The sequence below is a fragment of the Azospira sp. I13 genome, from assembly GCF_003112695.1.
Taxonomy (GTDB): Bacteria; Pseudomonadota; Gammaproteobacteria; order Burkholderiales; family Rhodocyclaceae; genus Azospira.
In genome coordinates this window covers 52,470-74,875 of the sequence record NZ_BFBP01000006.1, presented here as the reverse complement: position 1 = coordinate 74,875, position 22,406 = coordinate 52,470, and the positions used below count along the sequence as shown (strand labels likewise).

Genomic DNA, 22,406 nt, shown 5'->3' with positions numbered 1-22,406 from the left:
CCCGGGGCCTGGGAGGCTGACCGGAGCGTTGTCTAGGAATGTCGCCGTGATCCTCGATCTGTTTTCTGCCAAACCTGATCACCCCCTGGCGGACGCCAAGGAGTTGCGTCGGGCCATTGCCGAGCTGCCGCTGGACAACGCCTACAAGGCGGTGGACGAGGTGCTCGGCTGGCTGGAATCCCTGCAGGTGCCGGAAGGCTTCAAGCCCGAGCATCTCTTTCAGACCGTGCGCCAGCTGGAGGAGGCTGCCCAGCCTCATCTGCGCCGCCTGGCCCGGGATTACCTCCACTCGCCCCGTCTGTCGAAGACCGAAGAAAAGCGCCTGTGGATGGTGAACGCCAGCTTCTGGGACCTGCTTTCCCGTCTCTACGGCCTCTGCATCGAATCCTATCGCCGCAAGGACAAGGGGGCGGATGCCCTCAAGCCCCACCTGCCGCTGATCTTCTGCCGTCTCATCCTGGCCTTCGGCACCCAGCTGAAGTGGCGGGAATACCATTACGGCCCGGTGGATGGCGGCCTCTGGCAGCGCCTGGGCACGGCCTATCTGCTGGCCGAGGCCGAAGGTGTGGCAGGCAAGTCCCTGCTGCTCTATCCCGGCCATGCCAATCCCACGACCGCGACCCAGGAATACACCAAGATTCTCATGTTCCACGCCTCCTCCATGGACAGCCTGCTGCCCCTGGAGATCGAGCTAGCGGAACGGGTCATCGTCTATTGCCTGTCCCAGTTCCTGTTCACACCCCAGGCCACGCCCCAGAGCGTGTACTGGATCGACCCCACCCAGCCGTCGCCGCCGGTGCGCCTGGCCCGGGAGCCCCAGGCCAGTCCCCATCTGCGCTTTTTCGCACCGGGGGCGGCGCAGCAGACGCTGGACGAGCTGATCCGCAGCGTTGAGCGGGGCAGCTTGCCGGCCGACCTCAACCTGGGCGGCCAGTATTCGGCCCGGGTGCTGTTGCCGGTGTTGCAGCATCTGGCCATGTACTGGGCGCCCAATCCGCCTTTGCGGGAGCATCAGCGGCACCGAGTGAAATCCCTGCTGACCGTGGTCAATGGCTTCGACAATGCCTTCCGGGTGTTCACCGGCGGCCAGGAGCCGGAGGGGGCTACGGAGAGCTGGATTGCCGAAAACGTCAGCCTGGGCGGCTTTGGTGCCCATGTGCCGAATCTGCGCGGCGACTGGCTGCGCATCGGCGCCCTGCTGGCCATGCAGCCGGAGGGCGGTAACAACTGGCTGCTTGGCGTGGTAAGGCGTTACGGACGGGATTCGGACACCGAGGCTGCTGTCGGCATTCAGACCCTGGCGCGTCAGGCCATCGCGGTAGAGCTGCGGCCCCGGGGCGCTTCTTCCTATTCCCTGGCCGAAAAAGTCAGTGGCATGTTGCTGCGGGACGGCATGGAGGAAGGGGAGGTACGGGTGGTGGTGCCGCCCGCCACCTTCGATCCCAAGGAAAACCTGGAGTGTGTGGTGGATGGCCAGCATCTGCTGCTGACGCCCATGGACTTGCAGGAAAGCGGGAGCGACTACGAAATCGCCCGCTACCGGGAACTGCGTAGCGAAGGCTGAAAAGCCTGCCCGGCAAGCGGGCAAGCTTCCTGATGCGGGGGCCTGGCTCCGCTTGGGGAGTGGCTCAGGCGGCCGCTGGTCGCCGGGCCGATTTGGGGCGGAATGCGGCGACGACCGCCTCCCGGGTTTCCACATAGGGCCCGCCGATGAGGTCCAGGCAATAGGGCACGGCAGCGAAGATGCCGGGCACCAGTACCTTGCCTTCACCATCTTTCACCCCTTCGAGGGTTTCCTTGATGGACTTGGGCTGGCCCGGCAGGTTGAGAATCAGGGCCTGCTTGCGGATGACCCCCACCTGGCGCGAGAGAATGGCGGTGGGCACGAACTGTAGGCCGATCTGGCGCATCTGCTCGCCGAAACCGGGCATCACCTTGTCCGCCACCGCCAGGGTGGCCTCCGGCGTTACGTCCCGGGGGGCCGGGCCGGTGCCGCCGGTGGTCAGCACCAGATGGCAACCTTCCTCATCCACCAGCTCCATGAGGGTGGCTTCAATGGTGGCCTGTTCGTCAGGGATCAGCCGGGTTTCTTCTTCCCAGGCATCCACCAGGGCGCTGTTCAGCCATTCCCGCAGGGCCGGCAGGCCCTTGTCTTCGTAAACTCCGGTGGCGGCGCGGTCACTGATGGAGACCAGGCCGACTCGCAGGCGGGGCGCTTGGCGCTGGTCCGCTGCGCTCACGCTTCCTCCCCTGGGGCGGCGGTGCCGTCCTCGAGTTCCTTGAGCAGCTGGAAAATGGCGCGGAAGCTCTTCGGCGGCTTGTTCTGCTCCTGCTCCTTGAGGGCGCTGCGACGCAGCTGGCGCAGGTGGGTCAGATCCGCCTGGGGCCACTGGGCGGCGATGTCGGCTAGGGCCAGGGCTTCGTTTTCCAGCAGCAGGGTGCGCAGACGTTCGCGGCGGTGCAGCTTCGCATTCTCGGCGGCAGAGGCACCATTCACTACGTCCAGTGCCGCCTGGATCGGTTCGGGATCCACATCCCGCATCAGCTTGCCGATGTATTGCAGCTGGCGGCGCTGGGCCTCCCGCTTGGGCAGGCGCTGATATTCCCGCAGGGCATTGGCCAGGGTCTCGGAGAGTTCCACTTTCTCCAGCAGGCGCTTCAGGCGGTCCGGCGGCAGCTCCACCAATTCCTGCCCCAGGTCCTGCATGGCCTGCATGGCCTGCTTGCGCTTGGTCTTGCTGACGTATTGATCGTCGTCGAGGGGTTCCAGTTCTTCCATGATTCCTTGTGTTTCCGGGGTGGGGGTGGAGCGGGCTGCTATCATAGCGATTTTACCCTGCTCCCCCGCTGTTCATGGCCAAGAAAGCAACTTCCTCCTCCGCCGCCGCCGTTGCGGCTTCCTCCGATCGCTTTTCCCTGCCCCAGGGTGACCTGCTGCAATTGGCCCGGGATACCGTGGCGCTGGCCACCAAGGGCGGGGCTTCTGCCGCCGAAGTGGATGTCTCCGAGGGCTTCGGCCAGTCGGTGAGCGTCCGTCAGGGCGAGGTGGAGACCATCGAATACAACCGGGACAAGGGCATTGGCGTCACCGTCTACCTGGGGCAGCGCAAGGGCTATGCCTCCACCAGCGACTTTTCCCGTCAGGCCCTGAAGCAGACGGTGGATGCTGCCCTGGCCATCGCCCGCTACACCGCCGAAGACCCCTGTGCCGGCCTGCCGGAAAAATCCCTGTTGGCCAAGAAATGGCAGGACCCCCAGCTGTACTACCCCTGGCAGCTGGATGTGGAAGGCGCCATCGATATCGCCCGCCGTTGCGAGGATGCGGCCTTTGCCGTCAGCCCCCTGGTGAAGAACTCCGAAGGCGCCACCGTCTCCCTGCAGGAAGGCCAGTTCGCCACCGCCAACAGCCTGGGTTTCTCTGGTGGCTACCCCAGCTCCCGCCACTACATCGCCTGTTCCGTGATTACCGGCAAGAAGGGGCGTAATGCGGAGATGCAGCGGGACGACTGGTATTCCACCCACCGCGATCCGGCCGATTTTCCCGCTCCCGAAAGCATCGGCGACTACGCCGCCCGCCGCGCCCTGGCCCGTCTTGGTGGCCGCAAGGTGAAGACCTGCGAAGTGCCGGTGATCTTTGAGGCCCCCATCGCCTGCGGCCTGCTCGGCCACTTCGTCTATGCCGCCAGCGGCGGTGCGCTTTACCGCAAGGCCAGCTTTCTCGTAAACAGCCTGGGCCAGCGCATTTTCGCCCCCGGCATCAGCATCAGCGAGCGTCCCGACCTGCCCAAGGGCCTGGCTTCCGGCCCCTTCGACAACGACGGCGTGGCCACCAAGGCCCGGGAAGTGGTGACCGACGGCGTGCTCAACGGCTACTTCCTCAGCGTCTACACCGCCCGCAAGCTGGGCATGACCACTACCGGGAATGCCGGCGGCAGCCACAACCTGATCCTGCAACCGGGTCGGGAAGACCTGACGGGGCTCATTCGTGGGGTCAAGCGGGGCCTGCTGGTCACTGAACTGCTGGGCCAGGGCGTCAATTACGTCAATGGCGACTATTCCCGCGGGGCCGCCGGCTACTGGATTGAGAACGGCCAGATCGCCTACCCGGTGGAGGAAATTACCATCGCCGGCAACCTTAAGGACATGTTCCTCGGCATCGAGGCCGTGGGCAACGACGTGGCCGTCCGCGGTTCGAAGCAATCCGGCTCGGTACTGGTCCGCCGCATGACCGTCGCTGGGGCCTGAGTACCCGGCCGAAAGCCGCTTCCCACAAGCTCCTCCAGCCCGTCCGGGTTAGGGTAATCCCTATTGCCGGACGGCTTCGGGCCGTCGCTATAATGCTTCGGCTGCAACACACCGAACAATCCCTGGAGGAGACAAAATGGAACGTCGTTCCTTTCTTAAAAAAGCAGGTGTCGGCATCGCCGCCGGCGCTGCTGCCACCACCGTATCCGCCCCCGCGATCGCCCAGACCCAGCCCACCATCAAGTGGCGCCTGACCTCCAGCTTCCCGAAGAGCCTGGACACCATCTACGGTGGCGCCGAAGTGCTGGCCAACCGGGTGCGTGCCATCACCAACGGCAAGTTCGACATTCGCGTTTTCGCCGGCGGTGAAATCGTCCCCGGCCTGCAGGCTATGGACGCCGTGCAGCAAGGCACCGTCGAGTGCTGCCACACCGCCCCCTACTACTACGTCGGCAAGGACAAGACCTTTGCCCTGGGCTGTGCCATTCCCTTCGGCATGAACGCCCGCCAGATGAACGCCTGGGTGTACTACGGCGGCGGCCAGAAGCTGCTGGACGAGTTCTATTCCAACTACAACATCGTCTCCTTCATGGGCGGCAACAGCGGCACCCAGATGGGTGGCTGGTTCCGCAAGGAAGTGAAGACCGTGGCCGACATCAAGGGCATCAAGATGCGTATCGCCGGCCTCGGCGGTAACGTCTTCGAGCGCCTGGGGGCCGTGCCCCAGCAGATCGCTGGTGGCGACATCTACCCGGCCCTGGAAAAGGGCACCATCGACGCCGCCGAATGGATCGGTCCCTACGACGATGAGAAGCTGGGCTTCTTCAAGGTCGCCAAGAACTACTACTATCCGGGCTGGTGGGAGCCGGGTCCTGCCTTCTCCTTCTATGTGAACAAGAAGGAATGGGACAAGCTGCCGAAGGAATACCAGGAAGCCTTCCAGGCCGCTGCCTACGAAGCCAACGTCACCATGCTGGCCGAGTACGACCACAAGAACCCGACCGCCCTTTCCCGCCTGCTCTCCCAGGGCGTCAAGCTGCAGAAGTACTCCGACGAAATCATGGCCGCCGCCTACAAGGCCTCCATGGAGCTGTACGCGGAAGAGTCTGCCAAGAACCCGGCTTTCAAGAAGATCTACACGGAAGTCGACAAGTACCGGAAGACGCAGAATGCCTGGTTCAGCGTGGCCGACACCACTATGGACCGCTTCCTGCAGAGCCACAAGTAAGGTTCTCGCGATTCAGATTCGAAAAGCCCCAGCCCTCTGACGACGGTTGGGGCTTTTTTCTTGGTACCCCATGCTGCACTCGATAAGCCCGGCTGCTGCGCCGTAAGGTTGCCCGGGCACCGTTCCGTTCGGTAACAACAAGGAGACAAATACATGGACCGTCGCAAATTCCTCAAAAATGCCGGCCTCGCTGCCGGTGCCGGTGTGGCCACCACCGTGGCAGCGCCTGCCATTGCCCAATCCCAGCCCACCATCAAGTGGCGCCTGACCTCCAGCTTCCCGAAGAGCCTGGACACCATCTACGGCGGCGCTGAAGTCATGGCCAACCGCCTGCGTGCCATCACCGGCGGCAAGTTCGACATCCGCGTTTTCGCCGGCGGCGAGATCGTTCCCGGCCTGCAGGCCCTGGATGCCGTGCAGCAGGGCACCGTGGAAATCTGCCATACCTGCTCCTACTACTACGTCGGCAAGGACAAGACCTTCGGTTTCGGCACCTCCATTCCCTTCGGCATGAACCCGCGCCAGATGAATGCCTGGCTCTATTACGGCGGAGGCCAGAAGCTGCTGGACGAGTTCTACGCCAACTACAACGTCGTTTCTTTCGCCGGCGGCAACACCGGGGCCCAGATGGGTGGCTGGTTCCGCAAGGAGATCAAGACCCTGGAGGATGTGAAGGGTCTCAAGATGCGTATCGCCGGCCTCGGCGGTGCAGTCTTCGAGCGCCTGGGGGCTGTGCCCCAGCAGATCGCCGGCGGCGACATCTACCCGGCCCTGGAAAAGGGCACCATCGATGCCGCCGAGTTCGTCGGCCCCTATGACGACGAGAAGCTGGGCTTCTTCAAGGTGGCCAAGCATTACTACTACCCGGGCTGGTGGGAACCGGGTCCCACCATCCATTTCTTCGTGAACAAGAAGGAATGGGACAAGCTGCCGAAGGAATACCAGGAAGCCTTCCAGGCCGCTGCCTACGAGGCCAATATCACCATGCTGGCCGAGTACGACCACAAGAACCCGCCCGCCCTTTCCCGTCTGCTCTCCCAAGGCGTCAAGCTGCAGAAATACCCGGATGCGGTGATGGAGGCGGCCTACAAGGCTTCCATGGAGCTGTATGCGGAAGAGGCGGCGAAGAATCCGGCCTTCAAGAAAATCTGGGTCGAATACGACAAGTACCGCAAGACCCAGAACGCCTGGTTCAGCGTGGCCGACACCACCATGGACCGCTTCCTGCAGAGCCACAAGTAAGCCGGTCTGCCGGGCACCAAAAAAAGCCGCCAGAATCTGGCGGCTTTTTTCTTTCTGGCGAGCGTCGGTGCAGAGGCTGCACTCAACGCCCAAGCCGGGAGGGGTCAGGCGTCAATCCAGTCGATGATGCCCTGCCATTGCTCCCGGTCCTTCTCCACCCGGCCGGGGGGAAAGTCGAACAGGGTGGCGCCCTGGGCGGCCGCCTGGACGTAAAGCTGGGTGTTGCGCAGGAAGGCCAGCACCGGCAGGTCGTAGGCGGAGAAAAAGCGTTCCAGTTCCCCCGCCGCCCGGGTGCGGGGATCCACCCGCATGCCCACCACCGCCAGCTTCAGGTCGCCCTTGCGTATCGCTTTTTCCGCCAGCAGGGTATCGAGGAAATGGCGGGTGGCCAGGATGTCGAAGAGGGAAGGTTGCACCGGCACCAGTACGTGGCTGACCTGCTTCAGGCTGCGGTCCAGCACCTTGCCGTGGAAGCCGGCTGGGGAATCCAGCACCGCATGAGTGGTGCCCTTGGGGGGGCGGGCGGGCTCGTCGTGCTTCAGCTCCCAGCTACGGATGGCGGGCAGGAAGCCCGGGCGCAAGGCCAGCCATTCCCGGGCCGACTGCTGGCGGTCCAGGTCACCCAGCATCACCGGCTTGCCGGCCTGGGCCAGGTAGCCGGCCAGGTTGGTGGCCAAGGTGCTCTTGCCGGCCCCGCCCTTGGGGTTGGCGATCAGGTAAGCCTTCATCTACGACGTTTCCTCTACGGTGGGGCTGCGATCCGGGTGGCCGAGCCGGTCCAGGGTGTGGCGCACCAGCTCGATATGTTCACGCAGGGTGTACAGCAGGTCCGAGTAGGCCAGGGGAATGTTGCGCCGGTAGGCGGCTTCCTCAATGCGATCCAGGCGGTCCAGGTACTCCAGCTTGCGGCCGGGATCGTAGTCTTCCTTGATCTCGTTTTCCAGAAATTTCAGATCGCCGTAGCAGCGGAAAATCTTCGAGCGCACCCGCCAGCTGTAGAGGGAAGGCGCCACCTTGAGCAGGGGCAGGAGCAGGGCGAAGACTGGCAACAGCAGCACCACCAGGCGGTCCACCAGAATGGCGGCCCAGAACGGCAGGTAGCGTTGCAGGAAAGGCGGGCCCGACTTGTAATGCCGCTCCGCCGTATCCGCCACCGGGAAGCTCTGGTCCTTCACCGCCGGGAAATCGCCACGCCGCTGGAAGAAGCCCGCCTTGCCATGCACTTCCCCGGCGGCCTGCAGCAGCAGGGACTGAATGGCCGGGTGCAGGCTGTCATGGACCACCAGATTGGCCGTGGCCGCCAGCAGGGTGGTGTCGTGGGGCGGAAAGTTGCGCACCAGGTCCACTGCGCCTTCGGGCAGAACGATCTTCGACAGGTAGGGGAAGCGCCGGGTATAGGCCTCGGCCTGGGCGAAGTTCATGACCTTGATGCCGGGGGAGCGCAGCAGCACCTGCACCACCGGCGCTTCCGGGGCGGCAATGACGAAGGCCGCATCGATGCGCCCCTGCTGCAGCGCCTCGGCCGCCTTGAGGCCGCCCAGGGAGTGGATCAGCGGGCTGTCCAAGGCAATTTCATTGGCCGCCAGCAGTTGCAGGGCCAGGCCGCGGATACCGCTGCCTTCGGCCCCCACGGCGATGCGCTTGCCGGCTAGCTGGTGCAGGCGCTCCAGATCCTGGCTGCCACGATAGAAGACCCAGACTGGCTCGTAGTACATGCTGCCAAGGGCCTCCAGGGGTAGGGCTTCCGGTACCGCCTCCCCTTCTGCCGTTGCCGGGCGGGGAGGCTCCACGCCCCCCTGGACGAGGGCGATTTCCACGTCGCTGTCCTTGTCCAGCAAGCGTTGCAGGTTTTCGGCCGAGCCGGCGGAGGTGCGTACCTCCAGGGTGATGCCGCTGCGGGCCAGAATCTCCGCGTACTTCTTGCCGAAGGCGTAGTAGGCGCCGCTGTCGGCGCCGGTGGACATGACCACATGACGGGGCGGTGCCGGCTTGATGAACTGCACGGCGATGATGAAACCAATGGTCACCACCAGCACGATGGGCCAGGCGGTGGCCAGCAGATCTCGCAGGGAAACGAGGCTGGCGCGGACTTTTTCTCCCATATGCACTCCTCGTCAGGGCACCAGGACCGTGGAGCCGGTGGTCTTGCGGCTCTCCAGGGCCCGATGGGCAGCGGCCGCATCCTGCAGGGCGAAGGTCTGGTTGACGTTGATGCGCACCTTGCCGCTCCCCACCATGGTCAGAAGTTCGCCAGCCAGGGCCTCGAGGTCGGCCCGCCGGGCGGTGTAATGCGCCAGGGTGGGGCGGGTGAAGAAGAGGGAGCCCTTTTGGGACAGCTGCAGGGGGTCGATCAGGCCCACGGGGCCGGAGGCGTTGCCGAAGCTCACCATCATGCCCAGGGGGCGCAGGCTGTCCAGGGAACCGGCGAAGGTGTCCTTGCCGATGCCGTCGTAGGCCACGGCCACTCCTTCGCCGCCCGTGATTTCCCGTACCCGCTGGGCAAAGTTCTCCCGGGTGTAGAGGATGGGATGGTCGCAGCCGTGGGCCCGGGCCAGTTCCGCCTTGGCCTCGGTGGAGACGGTGCCGATCACCGTGGCCCCCAGGGCCTTGGCCCACTGGCAGGCGATCAGGCCGACCCCGCCGGCGGCGGCGTGGATCAGTACCGTGTCGCCGGCCTTCACCGGGAAGGTGCGGCGCAGCAGGTAGGCGGCGGTGAGTCCCTGCAGCATCATGGCGGCCCCGGTGGTGAAGTCGATGTTGTCCGGTAGGCGGATCAGCCGGTCCGCCGGAATCAGGCGCTCCTGGCTATAGGCACCGAGGGGGCCGCCGGCGTAGGCGACCCGGTCGCCGGGGGCCACATGGGTGACGCCGGGGCCGACGGCTTCCACCGTGCCGGCGCCTTCCAGGCCGATGCCGGAAGGCAGGGGCACCGGGTAGAGGCCGGTGCGATGGTAGGTGTCGATGAAATTGAGGCCCACGGCCGCATGGCTGATGCGGGCTTCGCCGGGGCCGGGGGCGCCGACTTCCACGCTTTCCCATTGCAGCACGTCGGGGCCGCCGGTCTGGTGGAAACGGATGGCATGGGTGGCAGTAGTCACGGCTTGTCTCCTTGTTGTTCTCGGTGCGGGGGGGAGCATTACTATACCGTTCCGACCGTACGGCGCGAACGGCATTAGAATATGCGGATGGACAACATTCATCGCATCGTCATTCGCCGGCTGCTGCTGGCCTGGGCCCTGGTTTCCCTGCTGCTGGGCGGTGGGACCTGGTACGTGGCGACGGAACGCATCGATGATGCCGTTGTGGCTTTGGCCCAGGCCGAATCGGCGAAGTTCCAGGCCGGCGAGCTGGAAGCGGCGGAAATGTCGGCCCAGCAGCTCGATTATCTGCGGCAACGGGCCCTCGGCTTCGTGCGGGATCATTTCGTGGTCATCGAACTGTATGACCGGCAGCAACGCAAGGTGGTGGAGGCGGTGAATCCGGCCCATGAGGATATTGAGGCCAGTCTCCAGGGCTCCATCCACGTGTTCCCCCGGGATGGCCGCCATCATTACGAAAAATACCGGGTCCTGGGCAATACGGTCGTGCAGGTGCTGGTACCCATCCTGGACCGGGAGCGGCGTGTCTCCGGTTTCTTCGAGGGGGTGTTCCTCGTGTCGCCGGAAGAAGAGGCCCGGCTGCGGCAGGACCTCTACCTGATCCTGGGCGTGGTGCTGGCGGCGGTGCTGATCACCACCGTGGTGCTCTACCCGGTGATCCTTTCCTTGCATCGCAACGTGCTGCGCCATTCCCGGGACATCCTGCGGGGTAACCTGGACATGGCCTCGGTGCTCGGTGCCGCCATCGCCCAGCGGGATTCGGATACCAACATCCACAACTACCGGGTCACCCTCTACGCCTGCGCCCTGGGCGAGGCGGTGGGGGTGAAGGGCGACGCCATGCGGGCCCTGATCATCGGCGCCTTCCTCCACGACGTGGGCAAGATCGGCATCAGTGACACCATTCTGCTCAAGCCCGCCGGCCTGACGGCGGAAGAGTTCGCAGTGATGCGCACCCACGTCGCCCTGGGGGTGGAGATCATTGCACCGTCACGCTGGCTGCAGGCGGCCCGGGAGGTGGTGGAATTTCATCATGAGAAATACGACGGCAGCGGCTATCTGCAAGGCCTCAAGGGGGAGGCAATTCCCCTCAATGCCCGCATCTTCGCCCTGGCCGACGTCTTCGATGCCCTGACCTCGCGGCGGCCCTACAAGGAGCCCATGCCCCTGGAAAAGGCCCTGGCCATCATCGCCAAGGATGCCGGCAGCCATTTCGATCCGACCCTCGCCGCCACCTTTGCCACCGTGGCCCCGCCCCTGCTGGAACGCTTCAACCGTCTGGACGAAGGCGCCATCGTGGCCCTGATGACGGCCCGGGTGGAGCATTACTTTTTCAACGGTCTGCTGGATCGCTGAGCCGCCGCTGACCTGAGCCCTGACCTGAGCCATTCCGGCCCGCTGCCTGCGTTGCCTGCGTTGCCGGCGTTGTCCGAGGGCGCGCCAGGGCGCTCCCCCGGAATCAGTGCCCGGTGCCCGATACGGCGCTTTCCTCGTCGGGCAGGCGCTCTTCCCGGGTGAAACGGTTGAGGTAGAGATAGACCACCGGGGTCAGGTAGAGGGTGAGGATCTGGGACAGCATCAGCCCCCCCACCACCGCCAGGCCCAGGGGGCGCCGCACCTCGGCGCCGGCGCCAATGCCCAGGGCGATGGGCAGGGTGCCCACCAGGGCGGCCAGGGTAGTCATCATGATGGGCCGGAAACGGATCAGGCAGGCCTGGAAGATGGCCTCCCGGGCCGCCACGCCCTCGCCCCGCTGCTTCTCCAGGGCAAAGTCAATCATCATAATGGCGTTTTTCTTGACGATGCCCACCAGCATGATGATGCCGACGAAGGCATAGAGGCTCAGGTCTACCTTGAACAGCCACAGGGTCAGTAGCGCCCCCAGGCCCGCCGAAGGCAGGCCGGAGAGAATGGTCAGGGGGTGGATGAAGCTCTCGTAGAGAATGCCCAGCACCAGATACACCACCAGCACGGCGATCAGCAGCAGGATGCCGAGGCCCTGCAACGAGGACTGGAAGGCCTGGGCCGTGCCCTGCAGGCTGGTGGTGAGGGAGACGGGCAGGTTCATTTCCCGTTCCAGGGCCTTCACCCGGTCCACCGCGTCGCCGAGGGAAACGCCGGGCTGCAGGTTGAAGGAGATGGTCACCGAGGGCAGCTGACCCTGGTGGTTCACCGTCAGCACCTGGGTCTTGCGGGCGACCTTGACCACCGTATCCAGGGGTACCAGCTTGCCGCCGGTGGCCCGCACGTAGACCCGGGCCAGGGCCCCTGGATCGGCCTGGTACTGGGGTTGCAGTTCAAGGATTACCTGATACTGGGCGGTGGAGCCGTAGATGGTGGAAATCTGCCGGGAGCTGAAGGCGCTCTGCAGGGCATCCTCCACCTGGCCGAAGGTGAGTCCCAGGGTGCCCAGTTTGTCCCGGTCCACTTCCAGGGTCAGGGTCGGGCTGAGGTTGTTGAGGTTGCTGGTGACATCCACGAAGCCGGGCAGCTGGCGGATCTTGCCCAGCAGCACGTTGGTCCAGTCGTACAGTTCGTTGAGATCCGAATCCTGCAGAGTGTATTGGTACTGGGCCGCCGTCACCTGGCCGCCGATGCGGATGGCCGGCGGGTTTTGCAGATAGACCTTGATGCCCGGCACCTTGGCCAGCTGGGGCCGTAGTTGCTGGATGATCTGGTCGGGGCTGGCATCCCGCTCTTCCCGGGGCTTGAGGTGGATGAAGAGGGTGCCGGTGTTGGCCGTGGGCCGGGCGCCGCCGGCGCCGACGGAGGACATGAAACCCTTGATGTTGGGATTGGCCTGCACGATTTCCGCCACCTGCCGCTGGTGCTGCACCATGGCGGCGAAGGAGGCGTCCTGGGCGCCTTCGGTGAAGGCGATGATCTGGCCGGTGTCGGAGCTGGGCAAGAAGTCCTTGGGCACCACCATGAACAGGCCCACGGTAGCGGCCAGGGTGGCGAAGAAACTGGCCAGGATGGCCCGGGGCCGGGCCATGGCCCATTCCAGGGAGCGCCGGTAGCCTGCCAGCAGGTTGTCGAAGAAACGCTCAAAGGCCTGATAGATGCGGTTGTGCTCGTTGGGTTCGCTGTGGCGCACGTAGCGGCTGCACAGCATCGGCGTCAGGGTCAGGGAGACGATGCCGGAGACCAGGATGGCGGCGCAGATGGTAACGGCGAACTCATGCAGCAGGCGGCCGACGATGCCCCCCATGAAGAGCACCGGAATGAACACGGCGATCAGGGAGATGGTCATGGAGATGATGGTGAAGCCGATCTCCCGCGCCCCCTTGATGGCGGCCTGGAAGGGCGGCTCCCCGGCCTCCACGTGACGCACGATGTTCTCCAGCATGACGATGGCGTCGTCCACGACGAAGCCCACGGAGAGGGTCAGGGCCAGCAGGGAAAGGTTGTCCAGGCTGTAGCCCAGCACGTACATGACGGCAAAGGTGCCGACCACGGAAATGGGCAGGGCCAGGCTGGGAATCACCGTGGCCGACAGGTTGCGCAGGAAAAGCAGGATCACCAGGATCACCAGCACGCCGGAGAGGATCAGGGTGAATTGCACGTCCTCGATGGATTCCCGGATGGAGACGCTGCGGTCATACATGATGTCCATGTGGATGGCCGCCGGCAGCTTGGCCTGGAAGGCCGGCAGCACCTTCTTGATGGCATCCACCGTGGCCACCGTGTTGGCTCCGGGCTGGCGCTGGATGGCCAGCACCATGGCCCGCTTGTCCACATACCAGCTGGCGATCTTGTTGTTTTCCACCGAGTCGATGGCGGTGGCCACTTCATCCAGGCGCACCGGCCGGCCGTCCCGGTAGGCCACGGTGATGGGGCGGTAGGCCAGGGCATTCTCCAGCTGGCCGTTGGCCTTGATGGCGAAGCTTTGGCGCGGGCCATCCATGGTGCCCGTGGGCTGGTTGACGTTGGCGCCCTTGATGGCTGCCTGCAACTCGTCCAGGCCGATGCCGCGGGAGGCCAGCTGGTCCGGGTCGGCCTGGATGCGCACGGCGTACTTCTGGGAGCCATAGACCTGCACCTGGGCCACTCCGGCGATGGTGGAGAGACGCTGGGCCAGCTGGGTCTCGGCGTATTCGTTGACCGTGGACAGGGGCAGGGTCGGCGAATGCAGGGCGATGTAGAAGATGGGGGAATCCGCCGGGTTCACCTTGCGGAAGGAGGGCGGCGTCGGCATGTCCGCCGGCAGCTTGCGCTGGGCGGCGGCAATGGCGGATTGCACGTCCTGGGCGGCGGCGTCGATGTCCCGATCCAGGGAGAACTGCAGGGTGATGGTGCTGGCCCCCTGGGCGCTGGTGGAGGTCATCGAGTCCAGACCGGCGATGGTCGAGAACTGGCCCTCCAGGGGCGTGGCCACGGCGGCCGCCATGGTTTCCGGCGCCGCCCCGGGGAGGGAGGCTGATACGGAAATGGTGGGGAAATCCACATTGGGCAGTTCGGAGACCGGCAGGCCCCGGTAGGCCATGATGCCGAACAGCAGGAAGGCCACCATCAGCAGGGTGGTCATCACCGGCCGGCGGATACAAAGCTCGGGCAGTTGCATGGCGTCAGCCCTTGGCGGCAGTCGGGGCGGCTGCGGGGGCCGGCGTCGTTGCTTCGGCCGCGGCTTCGATCTTGGTCCCGGGGGTGAGGCGCAGCTGGCCGTCGGTGACCACCGTGTCGCCGGCGGCAACGCCGCCGCTCACCGCCACTCGGCGGCCCTGGCTGGCCGCTACCGTGACGGCCTTGGGCTGCACGCTCTTGTCCGCCTGGACGACGTAGATGAAGCTGCCCTCCTGGCCCTGCTGAATGGCTTCCGCCGGCACCACCACGGCGCCGGCCAGGGTTTGCAGCACCAGGCTGACATTGACGAATTGGCCCGGGGTCAGGGCTTCCTGTTCATTTTCCAGCACAGCCTTGAGCTGGATGGTGCCAGTGGAAGCATCCACCGCATTGTCTACAAAGCGTACCGGCCCCTGCATCGCCGGGGCGTTGCTGCCGGGTACCGTGATTTCGGCCTGGAGGCCGGCGCCGGCCAGGGATTCCTTGAGGCGCGGCAGGTATTTTTCGGGGACGGTGAAGGTGATGTGCAGGGGACGCACCCGGTTCACCACCGCCAGCACCGTGTCGTTGTTTTTCACCAGGGCGCCGGGGTGCACCTGCTTGGCCCCCACTACGCCGGCGAAGGGGGCGGTGACGGTGGTGAAGGAATGCTGCAGGCGGGCCAGTTCGGCGGCCGCGCCGCCGGCCTGCACGGTGGCGGCGAGGGCGTCGGCATTGGCCTTCACCTCGTTGAGCTTTTCTTCGGAAATGAAACCCTTGGTGCGCAGCTCCTGGTAACGCTGCACATCCAGGCGGGCCTTGGCCAGTTGGGCCTGATCCCGGGCCTGGGCGGCTTCCGCCTGGCGCAACTGGGCGGCGAAGGTGGCCGGGTCCAGGCGCACCAGCACTTCACCCTTCTTCACCCGCTGGCCTTCGACAAACGGCACGGCCAGCACCTGGGCGTCCACCCGGGCCTTGAGGGTTACGGATTCATAGGCTTCGGCCCGGCCGATGACCGACAGGGTCACCGGCATGTCGGCGCTGACCGCCTGGGCCACCTTCACCGGCACCGGCTTGGCGCCCTTGCCGTCGCCGGCATCCTTGCGCGGCAGGAGGCTGTAGACCAGGGCGCCGCCCAGCAGGACGGCTCCCAGGGCGATGGCGATGGGCTTGGACTTCACGAAAGGTGCTCCCTGGCAGATGGGCCCCCGCCCCGGCGCAGGGCGGCGGAAAAGCCTAGCAGGCTAACGGTTTTTCCGCCCGGAAGGAAGGGCGGAAACACCTTGTTACAGCGGGGTGAGCTTGGCGAATTCCAGGGACAGCCACTTCATTCCGGCGGCACCGAAATTGACCTGTACTCGGGCATCGGCACCCCGGCCTTCGGCCGAGACGATGACCCCCTGGCCAAACTTGGCGTGGCTGACGCTTTGCCCCACGCGCAGGCCACCGGTGGACGGAGCCTCGTAGGCAGATGCCGGTGTGGCGGCTCGGGGGGCGCTGTAGCTGCTGCCGCTGTCGTAACTCTTGGCCCGGACGTTGAGCTTGAGCAGCAGCTCCTGGGGCAGTTCGTCGAGGAAGGCGGAGGCCACGCAGTAACGGGTCTGGCCGTGCAGCATGCGGGTCTGGGCGTGGGAGAGATAGAGCCGCTGGCGGGCCCGGGTGATGGCCACATACATCAGGCGCCGCTCTTCCTCTTCGCCGGATTTCTCCATGACGGAGTTTTCGTGGGGGAAGAGACCCTGCTCCAGGCCGGAGATGAAGACCACGTCGAATTCCAGGCCCTTGGCGGCGTGCACCGTCATCAGCTGCACCGCCTCCTGGCCTTCACCGGCCTGGTGGTCGCCGGCCTCCAGGGAGGCGTGGGCGAGAAAGGAGGCCAGGTGGGAAGGCGGCGGCAAGTCCGGCGCTGCCGGATCAGGGGCAGGCAGGGCACCGTCCTCGGAGATGAAGGAGGCGGCGGCGTTGATCAGTTCGTCCAGGTTCTCCAGCCGCTCCTGGCCTTCCTTTTCGCCCAGGTAATGCTGGCGCAGGCCGCTCTTTTCGATGACGTGCTCCACCACCTCGGGCAGGGGCAGGTTTTCCGTCTCCCGGCGCAGGTCTTCGATCAGGCGGATAAAAGCGCCGACGCTGGTGCCGGCCTTGCCGGTGAGGCTGGCGGCGGCGTTGTAGAGGGGGGAATTGGAACGGTGGGCCGCCTCTTGCAGGTTTTCCAGGCTGCGGGCGCCGATGCCCCGGGTGGGAAAGTTCACCACCCGCAGGAAGGCGGTGTCGTCGTCCGGATTGGCCAGCAGGCGCAGGTAGGCCAGGGCGTGCTTGATTTCCTGCCGCTCGAAGAAGCGCAGGCCGCCGTACACCTTGTAGGGAACGCCCTTGGTGAACAGTTCGTGCTCCAGCACCCGGGACTGGGCGTTGGAGCGGTAGAGGAAGGCGATCTGGTTGCGGGAAATGCCGTCCCGGATCAGCTCCCGGGCCTCGTCCACGATCCAGCGGGCTTCGTCCAGATCGGAAAAGCCCTCGAACAGGCGGATCGGCTCGCCGGCACCCTGGTCGGTCCACAGATTCTTGCCCAGGCGACCCTGGTTGTTCTTGATGAGGGCGTTGGCGGCATTGAGGATGTTGCCGTGGGAGCGGTAGTTCTGCTCCAGGCGGATGACGTTCTGTACCTGGAATTCCCGCTCGAAATCCCGCATGTTGCCTACCTCGGCGCCGCGGAAGGCGTAGATCGACTGGTCATCGTCGCCCACGGCGAAGACCGCAGCCCCCTGGGGGGCGCCGGGCGTGCCGTCGTGGGCCGCCAGCAGCTTCAGCCAGGCGTATTGCAGGCGGTTGGTGTCCTGGAACTCGTCCACCAGGATGTGGCGGAAGCGTTCCTGGTAGTGGCGGCGCAGGGGCTCGTTACGGCAAAGCAGCTCGTAGGAGCGCAACAGCAGCTCGGCAAAATCCACCACCCCTTCGCGCTGGCACTGGGCTTCGTATTCGGCCCACAGCTCGACGCGGCGGCGGGTGTAGTCGTCCCAGACCTCGGCCTGGGTGGGGCGTACGCCTTGATCCTTATGGGCGTTGATGAAGTGCATCAACTCCCGGGGCGGGAACTTCTCGTCGTCCACATTGAGGTTCTTCAGCAGGCGCTTGATGGCGGAGAGCTGGTCGGCACTATCCAGGATCTGGAACAGGGTGGGCAGGCCCGCTTCCTTGTGGTGGGCCCGCAGTAGCCGGTTGCACAGGCCGTGGAAGGTGCCGATCCACATGCCCCGGGTGTTGATGGGCAGCATGGCCGAGAGCCGGGCCAGCATTTCCTTGGCCGCCTTGTTGGTGAAGGTCACCGCCAGAATACCGTGGGGCCCTACCTGGCCGGTGGATACGAGCCAGGCGATGCGGGTGGTCAGCACCCGGGTCTTGCCCGAACCGGCGCCGGCCAGGATGAGGCCGTGCTGGGCCGGCAGGGTGACGGCCTGGAGTTGTTCGGGATTGAGATTGGCGAGCAGGTCGGACATGGCAGGGGCGGGCGGAAGACCGTAAAGGTTGGGGCGGGGCGGCCGATAAGAGGCCAGGGGCGGATTATAGCCCTGCTACCAGCCGCGAACTTTTGTTGCGTAGCAGCATCATAGTTATAAGCCGGTACGTGAAACCCCTAGGTGTTCATTCCGGCAGTCAGGATATAATCCATATTGCAATGCAGCAAAAACGAGTCGCCGTGCCCACAAGGCCAAAGGCGCACTGACATTGGTTACCGCCAAGTATGAAAGGAAACAGTATGAACAGCCCGAAGATTCTGCCCTGGATTGCCCGCAAGGCCGGCATTACCGACACCATGGCCCTTAAGCTGTGGGAACGTGCCGTTGAAGAAGCGAAGAGCGCCTGTGGCTACACCGAGGGTTCCCCGAAGACTGCTGAATTCCACCGCCACAGCATCGAGCGCTTTCTCGATCTGGTGGAGGCCCGCGCCGGCAGCACCGTGCGCCAGCCCTACAGCAATAGCACCTCCCAGGTCAGCTGGGTGTGGCGCCACCAGGGTCGCATGGCCCTGTTCGGCCTGACCGCCGCCCAGAATGCCGCCAAGTTCTGGCAGGACACCTGGACCAACGTGTTCACCCCCGACCTGCCCAAGCGCAAGGTCGGCTGTTGAGGCACTGACTCCACCCCGCCGGCCTTTCCCGCCGGCGGCGGCCTGTTTTTCTCCGCTTTTCCTGCAGTAGTGCACCCATCCGCCCATCTCGGCGCGGTTGCCGCGTGTTGTTTTGCCTATCCCTGTTTTTTGTCCTCTGCCAGCCCCGTCGGCCCTTTCTCGCAGGCGGTCTCAGGCTTTCAGCAGTTCTTCCTTGCTGCCCAGCCAGCGTTGCAGGTGTCGTTCCGCCTCCGCTGGCCGCTCCCGCAGTAGGCGTTCGGCCTGGTCCCGGGCCAGGTCCACCAGTTCCCCGTCCATTTCCAGATCGGCATAGCGCAGCAGGGGCACTCCGCTCTGGCGGGCGCCAACGAATTCCCCCGGGCCCCGCAGTTGCAGGTCCTGGCGGGCAATTTCAAAGCCGTCGGTGTTCTCGTAGATGATCTTCAGCCGGGCCCGCCCGGTCTGGGAGAGGGGCGTGGCATAGAGCAGGACGCAGGCCGATTCGTGGGCACCCCGCCCGACACGGCCGCGCAGCTGGTGCAGCTGGGCCAGGCCGAAGCGCTCGGCGTGCTCGATGACCATGAGGCTGGCGTTGGGCACATCCACCCCCACTTCGATCACCGTGGTGGCCACCAGCACGTGAATCTCCCCGGCGGCGAAGGCGGCCATGGTGGCGGCCTTCTCGTCGGGCTTGAGGCGTCCATGCACCAGGCCTACCGACAGTCCTTCCAGCTCCTCGGCCAGGATGGCGTGGGTGTCGATGGCGGCCTGCAGGTCCAGCTTCTCACTCTCCTCGATGAGGGGACAGACCCAGTAAGCCTGGCGCCCGCTTTCCACGGCGTGGCGCACTGCCCCGACCACCTCGTCGCGGCGTGCATCAGAGACCAGCTTGGTGCGGATGGGGGTACGCCCCGGCGGCAGTTCATCGATCACCGAGACATCCAGGTCGGCGTAGTAGCTCATGGCCAGGGTGCGGGGAATGGGCGTAGCAGACATCATCAACTGGTGCGGGATGCCGGCTTTGCCCTTCTTGCGCAGTTCCAGGCGCTGGGCCACGCCGAAGCGGTGCTGCTCGTCCACGATGGCCAGGCCCAGGCGTAGAAAATCCACATCTTCCTGGATCAGGGCATGGGTCCCTACCACCAGCTGGGCCCCGGCGGCAGCTTCGGCCTGGGCGGCCTTCTTCTTCGCCGACTTGAGGCTGCCGGAGAGCCAGGCCACGGAAACCCCCAAGGGCTCCAGCCAGGCCGAAAGCTTCTTGTAGTGCTGCTCGGCAAGGATTTCCGTCGGTGCCATGAAGGCCGCCTGCCAGCCGCACTCGATGGCCTGACAAGCGGCCAGGGCAGCGACGATGGTCTTGCCGCTGCCCACGTCCCCCTGCAACAGGCGCTGCATGGGATGGGCCTCGCCCAGGTCCCGGGCAATCTCCTGCCATACCCGCTGCTGGGCGCCGGTGAGCTGGAAGGAAAGTTGTTGCAGCAGGCGTTGGGCCAGGTCGCCGGAGGCTTTGAGGCGCGGCGCCCCCTGTTCCCGCCGGGCCAGATAGGCGCGACGCAGGGAAAGCTGCTGGGCCAGCAACTCATCGAATTTGATGCGCCGCCAGGCCGGGTGGCGGCGGCTTTGCAGGGAAAACTCATCGGTGCCCGGGGGCGGCGCGTGCAGCAGGCGGGCGCTGGCGGCGAAGGGCGCCAGGTCCAGTTCCTGCAGCAGGGAGGCATCCAGGGTTTCGGCCAGGTCGCTTTCGGCCAGGGCCTTGCCGATGATTTTCCTGAGGGCGGATTGGGCCAAGCCTGCCGTGGTGGGATAAACCGGGGTGAGGGACTGGGGCAGGCTGGTGCCAGTGCCTTCCGGTGCCAGGGACTTGTAGCGGGGATGAACCATCTCGCTGCCGAAGAAACCGCCCCGGATTTCACCGAAGACCCGCAGTTTCCGCCCTTCATCCCGGGCCGTTTCCAGCTGCTTCGCCTGGCTGCCGTAGAAGTTGAGGAAGCGCAGCCACAGCTCCCCCGAATCATCCTCGCAGCGGGCCACCAGCTGGCGCCGGGGGCGGAACTGGATGGAGACGTCGGTGACCCGCACCTCCACCTGCACCGGCCCGTCCCAAGGAGCCTCGGCGATGGTGACCACCGAGGTCTCGTCCTCGTAGCGCAGGGGAAAGTGCAGGATCAGGTCGTTGCGCGAACGCAGCCCCAGCTTGCCCAGCTTCTGTTGCAGGGCACTCTGGGACTTGCTCTTGCTCTCGGACTTGGTGGCCTTGGCGGCCTTGGCCGGCCCGGCCTTTTTCTCCGCCAAGGTCAGGGACCGGCGTTAGCCGAGCACCAGCACGGCGTCGGCTTCCACCTGGGCGCCCCGGGGCAGGGAGGCGACGCCCACGGCGGCCCGGGCGGGGTAAGGCTGGCTGAAGTACTGGGCCATGACCTCGTTCACCTTGGCGAAATTGCCCAGGTCGGTGAGATACACATTGAGCTTGACGGTGTCGGCCAGGGAGCCGCCGGCGGCTTCAGCGACGGCCTTGAGGTTGTCGAAGACGCGCACGATCTGGGCGTCGATGCCGTCCACCAGCTGCATGGTGGCCGGGTCCAGGCCGATCTGGCCGGACAGGTACACGGTGTCGCCGGCCTTCACAGCCTGGGAGTAGGTGCCGATGGCGGCGGGAGCCTTGTCGGTGGCGATGATCGTTTTGGCCATTTTGCTGTCCTTTAGAATGAAGCCTTCAAAAAAGGAAATGGTAAATGACGACAGCGATCATCGCCAATCTGGAAAAGCTGCTGGACGGCCCGCGGGACGGTGCCCTGCTGCGCTATTCCCTGGGCAACGAATGGCTCAAGGCCGGCGAATGGGAAAAGGCGGCGGAGCGCCTGCGGCAGGCGGTGGAGAAGGATCCCCACTACTCTGCGGCCTGGAAACTGCTGGGCAAGGCCCTGGCGGAAGCGGGGCGGACGGAGGAAGCCCTGGCCGCCTACCGCAGCGGCATCGCGGCGGCAGAAGTCCGGGGCGACGTGCAGGCCGCCAAGGAAATGACGGTTTTTGCCCGGCGTCTGGAAAAGGCGTTGGCGGGGGGATAAGCCTGCCAGGGCGGCAATGGAGCGCCACCACCAGGGCTTGTGGCTGCCACGCAATGGCGGAGCAAGCGTCTTTTCAAAACCCGCCCAGGAGGAACAAGCCGGGCGGGTCGGGAGTGACTGGCCGACAGGGGCATGGGTCAATGCCCCTGGGAGCGACTAATGGCCCTTCGGGGCCTTGGTGCTCGCCTTCTTCTTGCCGCCGATCTTCGACTCCTGGCCGGCCAGCAGGCGCTGGATGTTGGCCCAGTGCTTGGCCACCAGGGCCATGGCCATGATGGCCACGGCGGCCACCAGCAGGTTGAAACCCCACAACATGCCCGCCACCAGGGGGGCGCCGCTGGCGGCCACCAGGGCGGCGAGGGAGGAATAGCGGGAGAGGGCGGCGGTGCCCAGCCACAGGCCCAGGGTGGCCAGGCCCAGCAGCGGGTCCAGGGCCAGCAGCACGCCGGCGGCGGTGGCAACGCCCTTGCCGCCCTTGAATTTCAGGAATACCGGGAAAAGATGGCCGAAGAACACGGCCAGGGCCACACCGCCCAGCAGCAGGCGCTCGGCGGAAGGCTCCACCGCCTGGCCATCGAGGAAGAGCCGGGCCAGGATGACGGCCAGGGCGCCCTTGGCGGCGTCGCCGAGCAGGGTCAGCAGGGCCGCCAGTTTGTTACCGCTGCGCAGCACATTGGTGGCCCCCGGGTTGCCGGAGCCGTAGGAGCGGGGGTCGGCCAGGCCGAAACCGCGGCTGACGATGACGGCAAAGGGCACGGAGCCCAGCAGGTAGGCGGCGATCAGGGCCAGGGGCAGGGTTTGGGTGGAGGTCATGGGAGCCGGTCAGGGTTGGGGGCGATAGAGGTACAATGCGGGCCAGCATTTTACCCGCAAGGCCCGGC

At 65.5% G+C, this 22,406-nt stretch carries 18 protein-coding genes; 7 read left to right on the top strand and 11 right to left on the bottom strand.

Going from position 1 to position 22,406, the window contains the following annotated elements; translation table 11 throughout:
* Positions 1-46 precede the first annotated feature (46 nt).
* The gene (locus AZSI13_RS06665) at positions 47-1,564 is read left to right on the top strand and encodes a hypothetical protein (protein WP_109040405.1); all 1,518 of its coding nucleotides are present in this window, start codon (positions 47-49) and stop codon (positions 1,562-1,564) included.
* Between the two features lie 64 nt (positions 1,565-1,628).
* On the opposite strand, the gene mog is transcribed toward AZSI13_RS06665, so the two are convergent.
* Both mog and yjgA read right to left on the bottom strand, forming a co-directional pair.
* Positions 1,629-2,240, bottom strand: coding sequence for a molybdopterin adenylyltransferase (mog, locus tag AZSI13_RS06660; protein ID WP_235609698.1), 612 nt, complete (start codon positions 2,238-2,240; stop codon positions 1,629-1,631).
* Positions 2,237-2,779, bottom strand: a complete 543-nt coding sequence (gene yjgA, locus AZSI13_RS06655) for a ribosome biogenesis factor YjgA (protein WP_109040404.1) — start codon at positions 2,777-2,779, stop codon at positions 2,237-2,239. The genes mog and yjgA overlap by 4 nt, the downstream gene beginning before the upstream one ends.
* A gap of 74 nt (positions 2,780-2,853) precedes the next feature.
* On the opposite strand from yjgA, the gene pmbA reads away from it, so the two are divergent.
* From pmbA to AZSI13_RS06640, 3 genes are all read left to right on the top strand, one after another.
* Positions 2,854-4,245, top strand: coding sequence for a metalloprotease PmbA (pmbA, locus tag AZSI13_RS06650; protein ID WP_109040403.1), 1,392 nt, complete (start codon positions 2,854-2,856; stop codon positions 4,243-4,245).
* A gap of 136 nt (positions 4,246-4,381) precedes the next feature.
* Positions 4,382-5,473, top strand: coding sequence for a TRAP transporter substrate-binding protein (locus AZSI13_RS06645; protein WP_109040402.1), 1,092 nt, complete (start codon positions 4,382-4,384; stop codon positions 5,471-5,473).
* Positions 5,474-5,626: 153 nt separating this feature from the next.
* Positions 5,627-6,715 (top strand): TRAP transporter substrate-binding protein, encoded by a 1,089-nt coding sequence (locus tag AZSI13_RS06640; protein ID WP_109040401.1) that lies wholly within the window; start codon positions 5,627-5,629, stop codon positions 6,713-6,715.
* 104 nt (positions 6,716-6,819) lie between these two features.
* On the opposite strand, the gene AZSI13_RS06635 is transcribed toward AZSI13_RS06640, so the two are convergent.
* The 3 genes from AZSI13_RS06635 to AZSI13_RS06625 are packed head-to-tail and all read right to left on the bottom strand — an operon-like array spanning position 6,820 to position 9,813.
* On the bottom strand, positions 6,820-7,443 hold the full coding sequence (locus AZSI13_RS06635; RefSeq protein WP_109040400.1) for a ParA family protein: 624 nt from the start codon (positions 7,441-7,443) through the stop codon (positions 6,820-6,822).
* Positions 7,444-8,817 (bottom strand): TAXI family TRAP transporter solute-binding subunit, encoded by a 1,374-nt coding sequence (locus AZSI13_RS06630; protein ID WP_109040399.1) that lies wholly within the window; start codon positions 8,815-8,817, stop codon positions 7,444-7,446.
* Between the two features lie 12 nt (positions 8,818-8,829).
* A complete protein-coding gene (locus AZSI13_RS06625; RefSeq protein WP_235609697.1) occupies positions 8,830-9,813 on the bottom strand; it encodes a quinone oxidoreductase in 984 nt (327 codons plus the stop codon).
* Positions 9,814-9,900: 87 nt separating this feature from the next.
* Between AZSI13_RS06625 and AZSI13_RS06620 the strand changes: the two genes are divergently transcribed.
* Entirely contained in the window at positions 9,901-11,169 is a 1,269-nt protein-coding gene (locus AZSI13_RS06620; protein WP_109040397.1) for an HD-GYP domain-containing protein, read from the top strand.
* 103 nt (positions 11,170-11,272) lie between these two features.
* On the opposite strand, the gene AZSI13_RS06615 is transcribed toward AZSI13_RS06620, so the two are convergent.
* From AZSI13_RS06615 to AZSI13_RS06605, 3 genes are all read right to left on the bottom strand, one after another.
* Positions 11,273-14,377 (bottom strand): efflux RND transporter permease subunit, encoded by a 3,105-nt coding sequence (locus AZSI13_RS06615; RefSeq protein WP_109040396.1) that lies wholly within the window; start codon positions 14,375-14,377, stop codon positions 11,273-11,275.
* 4 nt (positions 14,378-14,381) lie between these two features.
* Positions 14,382-15,536, bottom strand: a complete 1,155-nt coding sequence (locus AZSI13_RS06610; RefSeq protein WP_109040395.1) for an efflux RND transporter periplasmic adaptor subunit — start codon at positions 15,534-15,536, stop codon at positions 14,382-14,384.
* A 105-nt stretch (positions 15,537-15,641) separates the two neighbouring features.
* Positions 15,642-17,849, bottom strand: a complete 2,208-nt coding sequence (locus AZSI13_RS06605; protein WP_109040394.1) for a UvrD-helicase domain-containing protein — start codon at positions 17,847-17,849, stop codon at positions 15,642-15,644.
* Positions 17,850-18,109: 260 nt separating this feature from the next.
* On the opposite strand from AZSI13_RS06605, the gene AZSI13_RS06600 reads away from it, so the two are divergent.
* Positions 18,110-18,481 carry a hypothetical protein gene (locus tag AZSI13_RS06600; RefSeq protein WP_109040393.1) on the top strand — a complete coding sequence of 124 codons (372 nt, stop codon included), beginning with the start codon at positions 18,110-18,112 and terminating at the stop codon, positions 18,479-18,481.
* A 171-nt stretch (positions 18,482-18,652) separates the two neighbouring features.
* Here AZSI13_RS06600 and recG read toward each other — a convergent pair whose 3' ends face one another.
* The gene (recG, locus tag AZSI13_RS06595; protein WP_109040392.1) at positions 18,653-20,752 is read right to left on the bottom strand and encodes an ATP-dependent DNA helicase RecG; all 2,100 of its coding nucleotides are present in this window, start codon (positions 20,750-20,752) and stop codon (positions 18,653-18,655) included.
* Between the two features lie 15 nt (positions 20,753-20,767).
* Positions 20,768-21,148, bottom strand: a complete 381-nt coding sequence (locus AZSI13_RS06590; protein ID WP_109040391.1) for a RidA family protein — start codon at positions 21,146-21,148, stop codon at positions 20,768-20,770.
* 44 nt (positions 21,149-21,192) lie between these two features.
* On the opposite strand from AZSI13_RS06590, the gene AZSI13_RS06585 reads away from it, so the two are divergent.
* Positions 21,193-21,525, top strand: a complete 333-nt coding sequence (locus AZSI13_RS06585; protein WP_109040390.1) for a tetratricopeptide repeat protein — start codon at positions 21,193-21,195, stop codon at positions 21,523-21,525.
* A gap of 156 nt (positions 21,526-21,681) precedes the next feature.
* On the opposite strand, the gene plsY is transcribed toward AZSI13_RS06585, so the two are convergent.
* Positions 21,682-22,338: a glycerol-3-phosphate 1-O-acyltransferase PlsY gene (gene plsY / locus AZSI13_RS06580; protein WP_109040389.1), complete on the bottom strand. Its 657-nt coding sequence runs from the start codon at positions 22,336-22,338 to the stop codon at positions 21,682-21,684.
* Positions 22,339-22,406 lie beyond the last annotated feature (68 nt).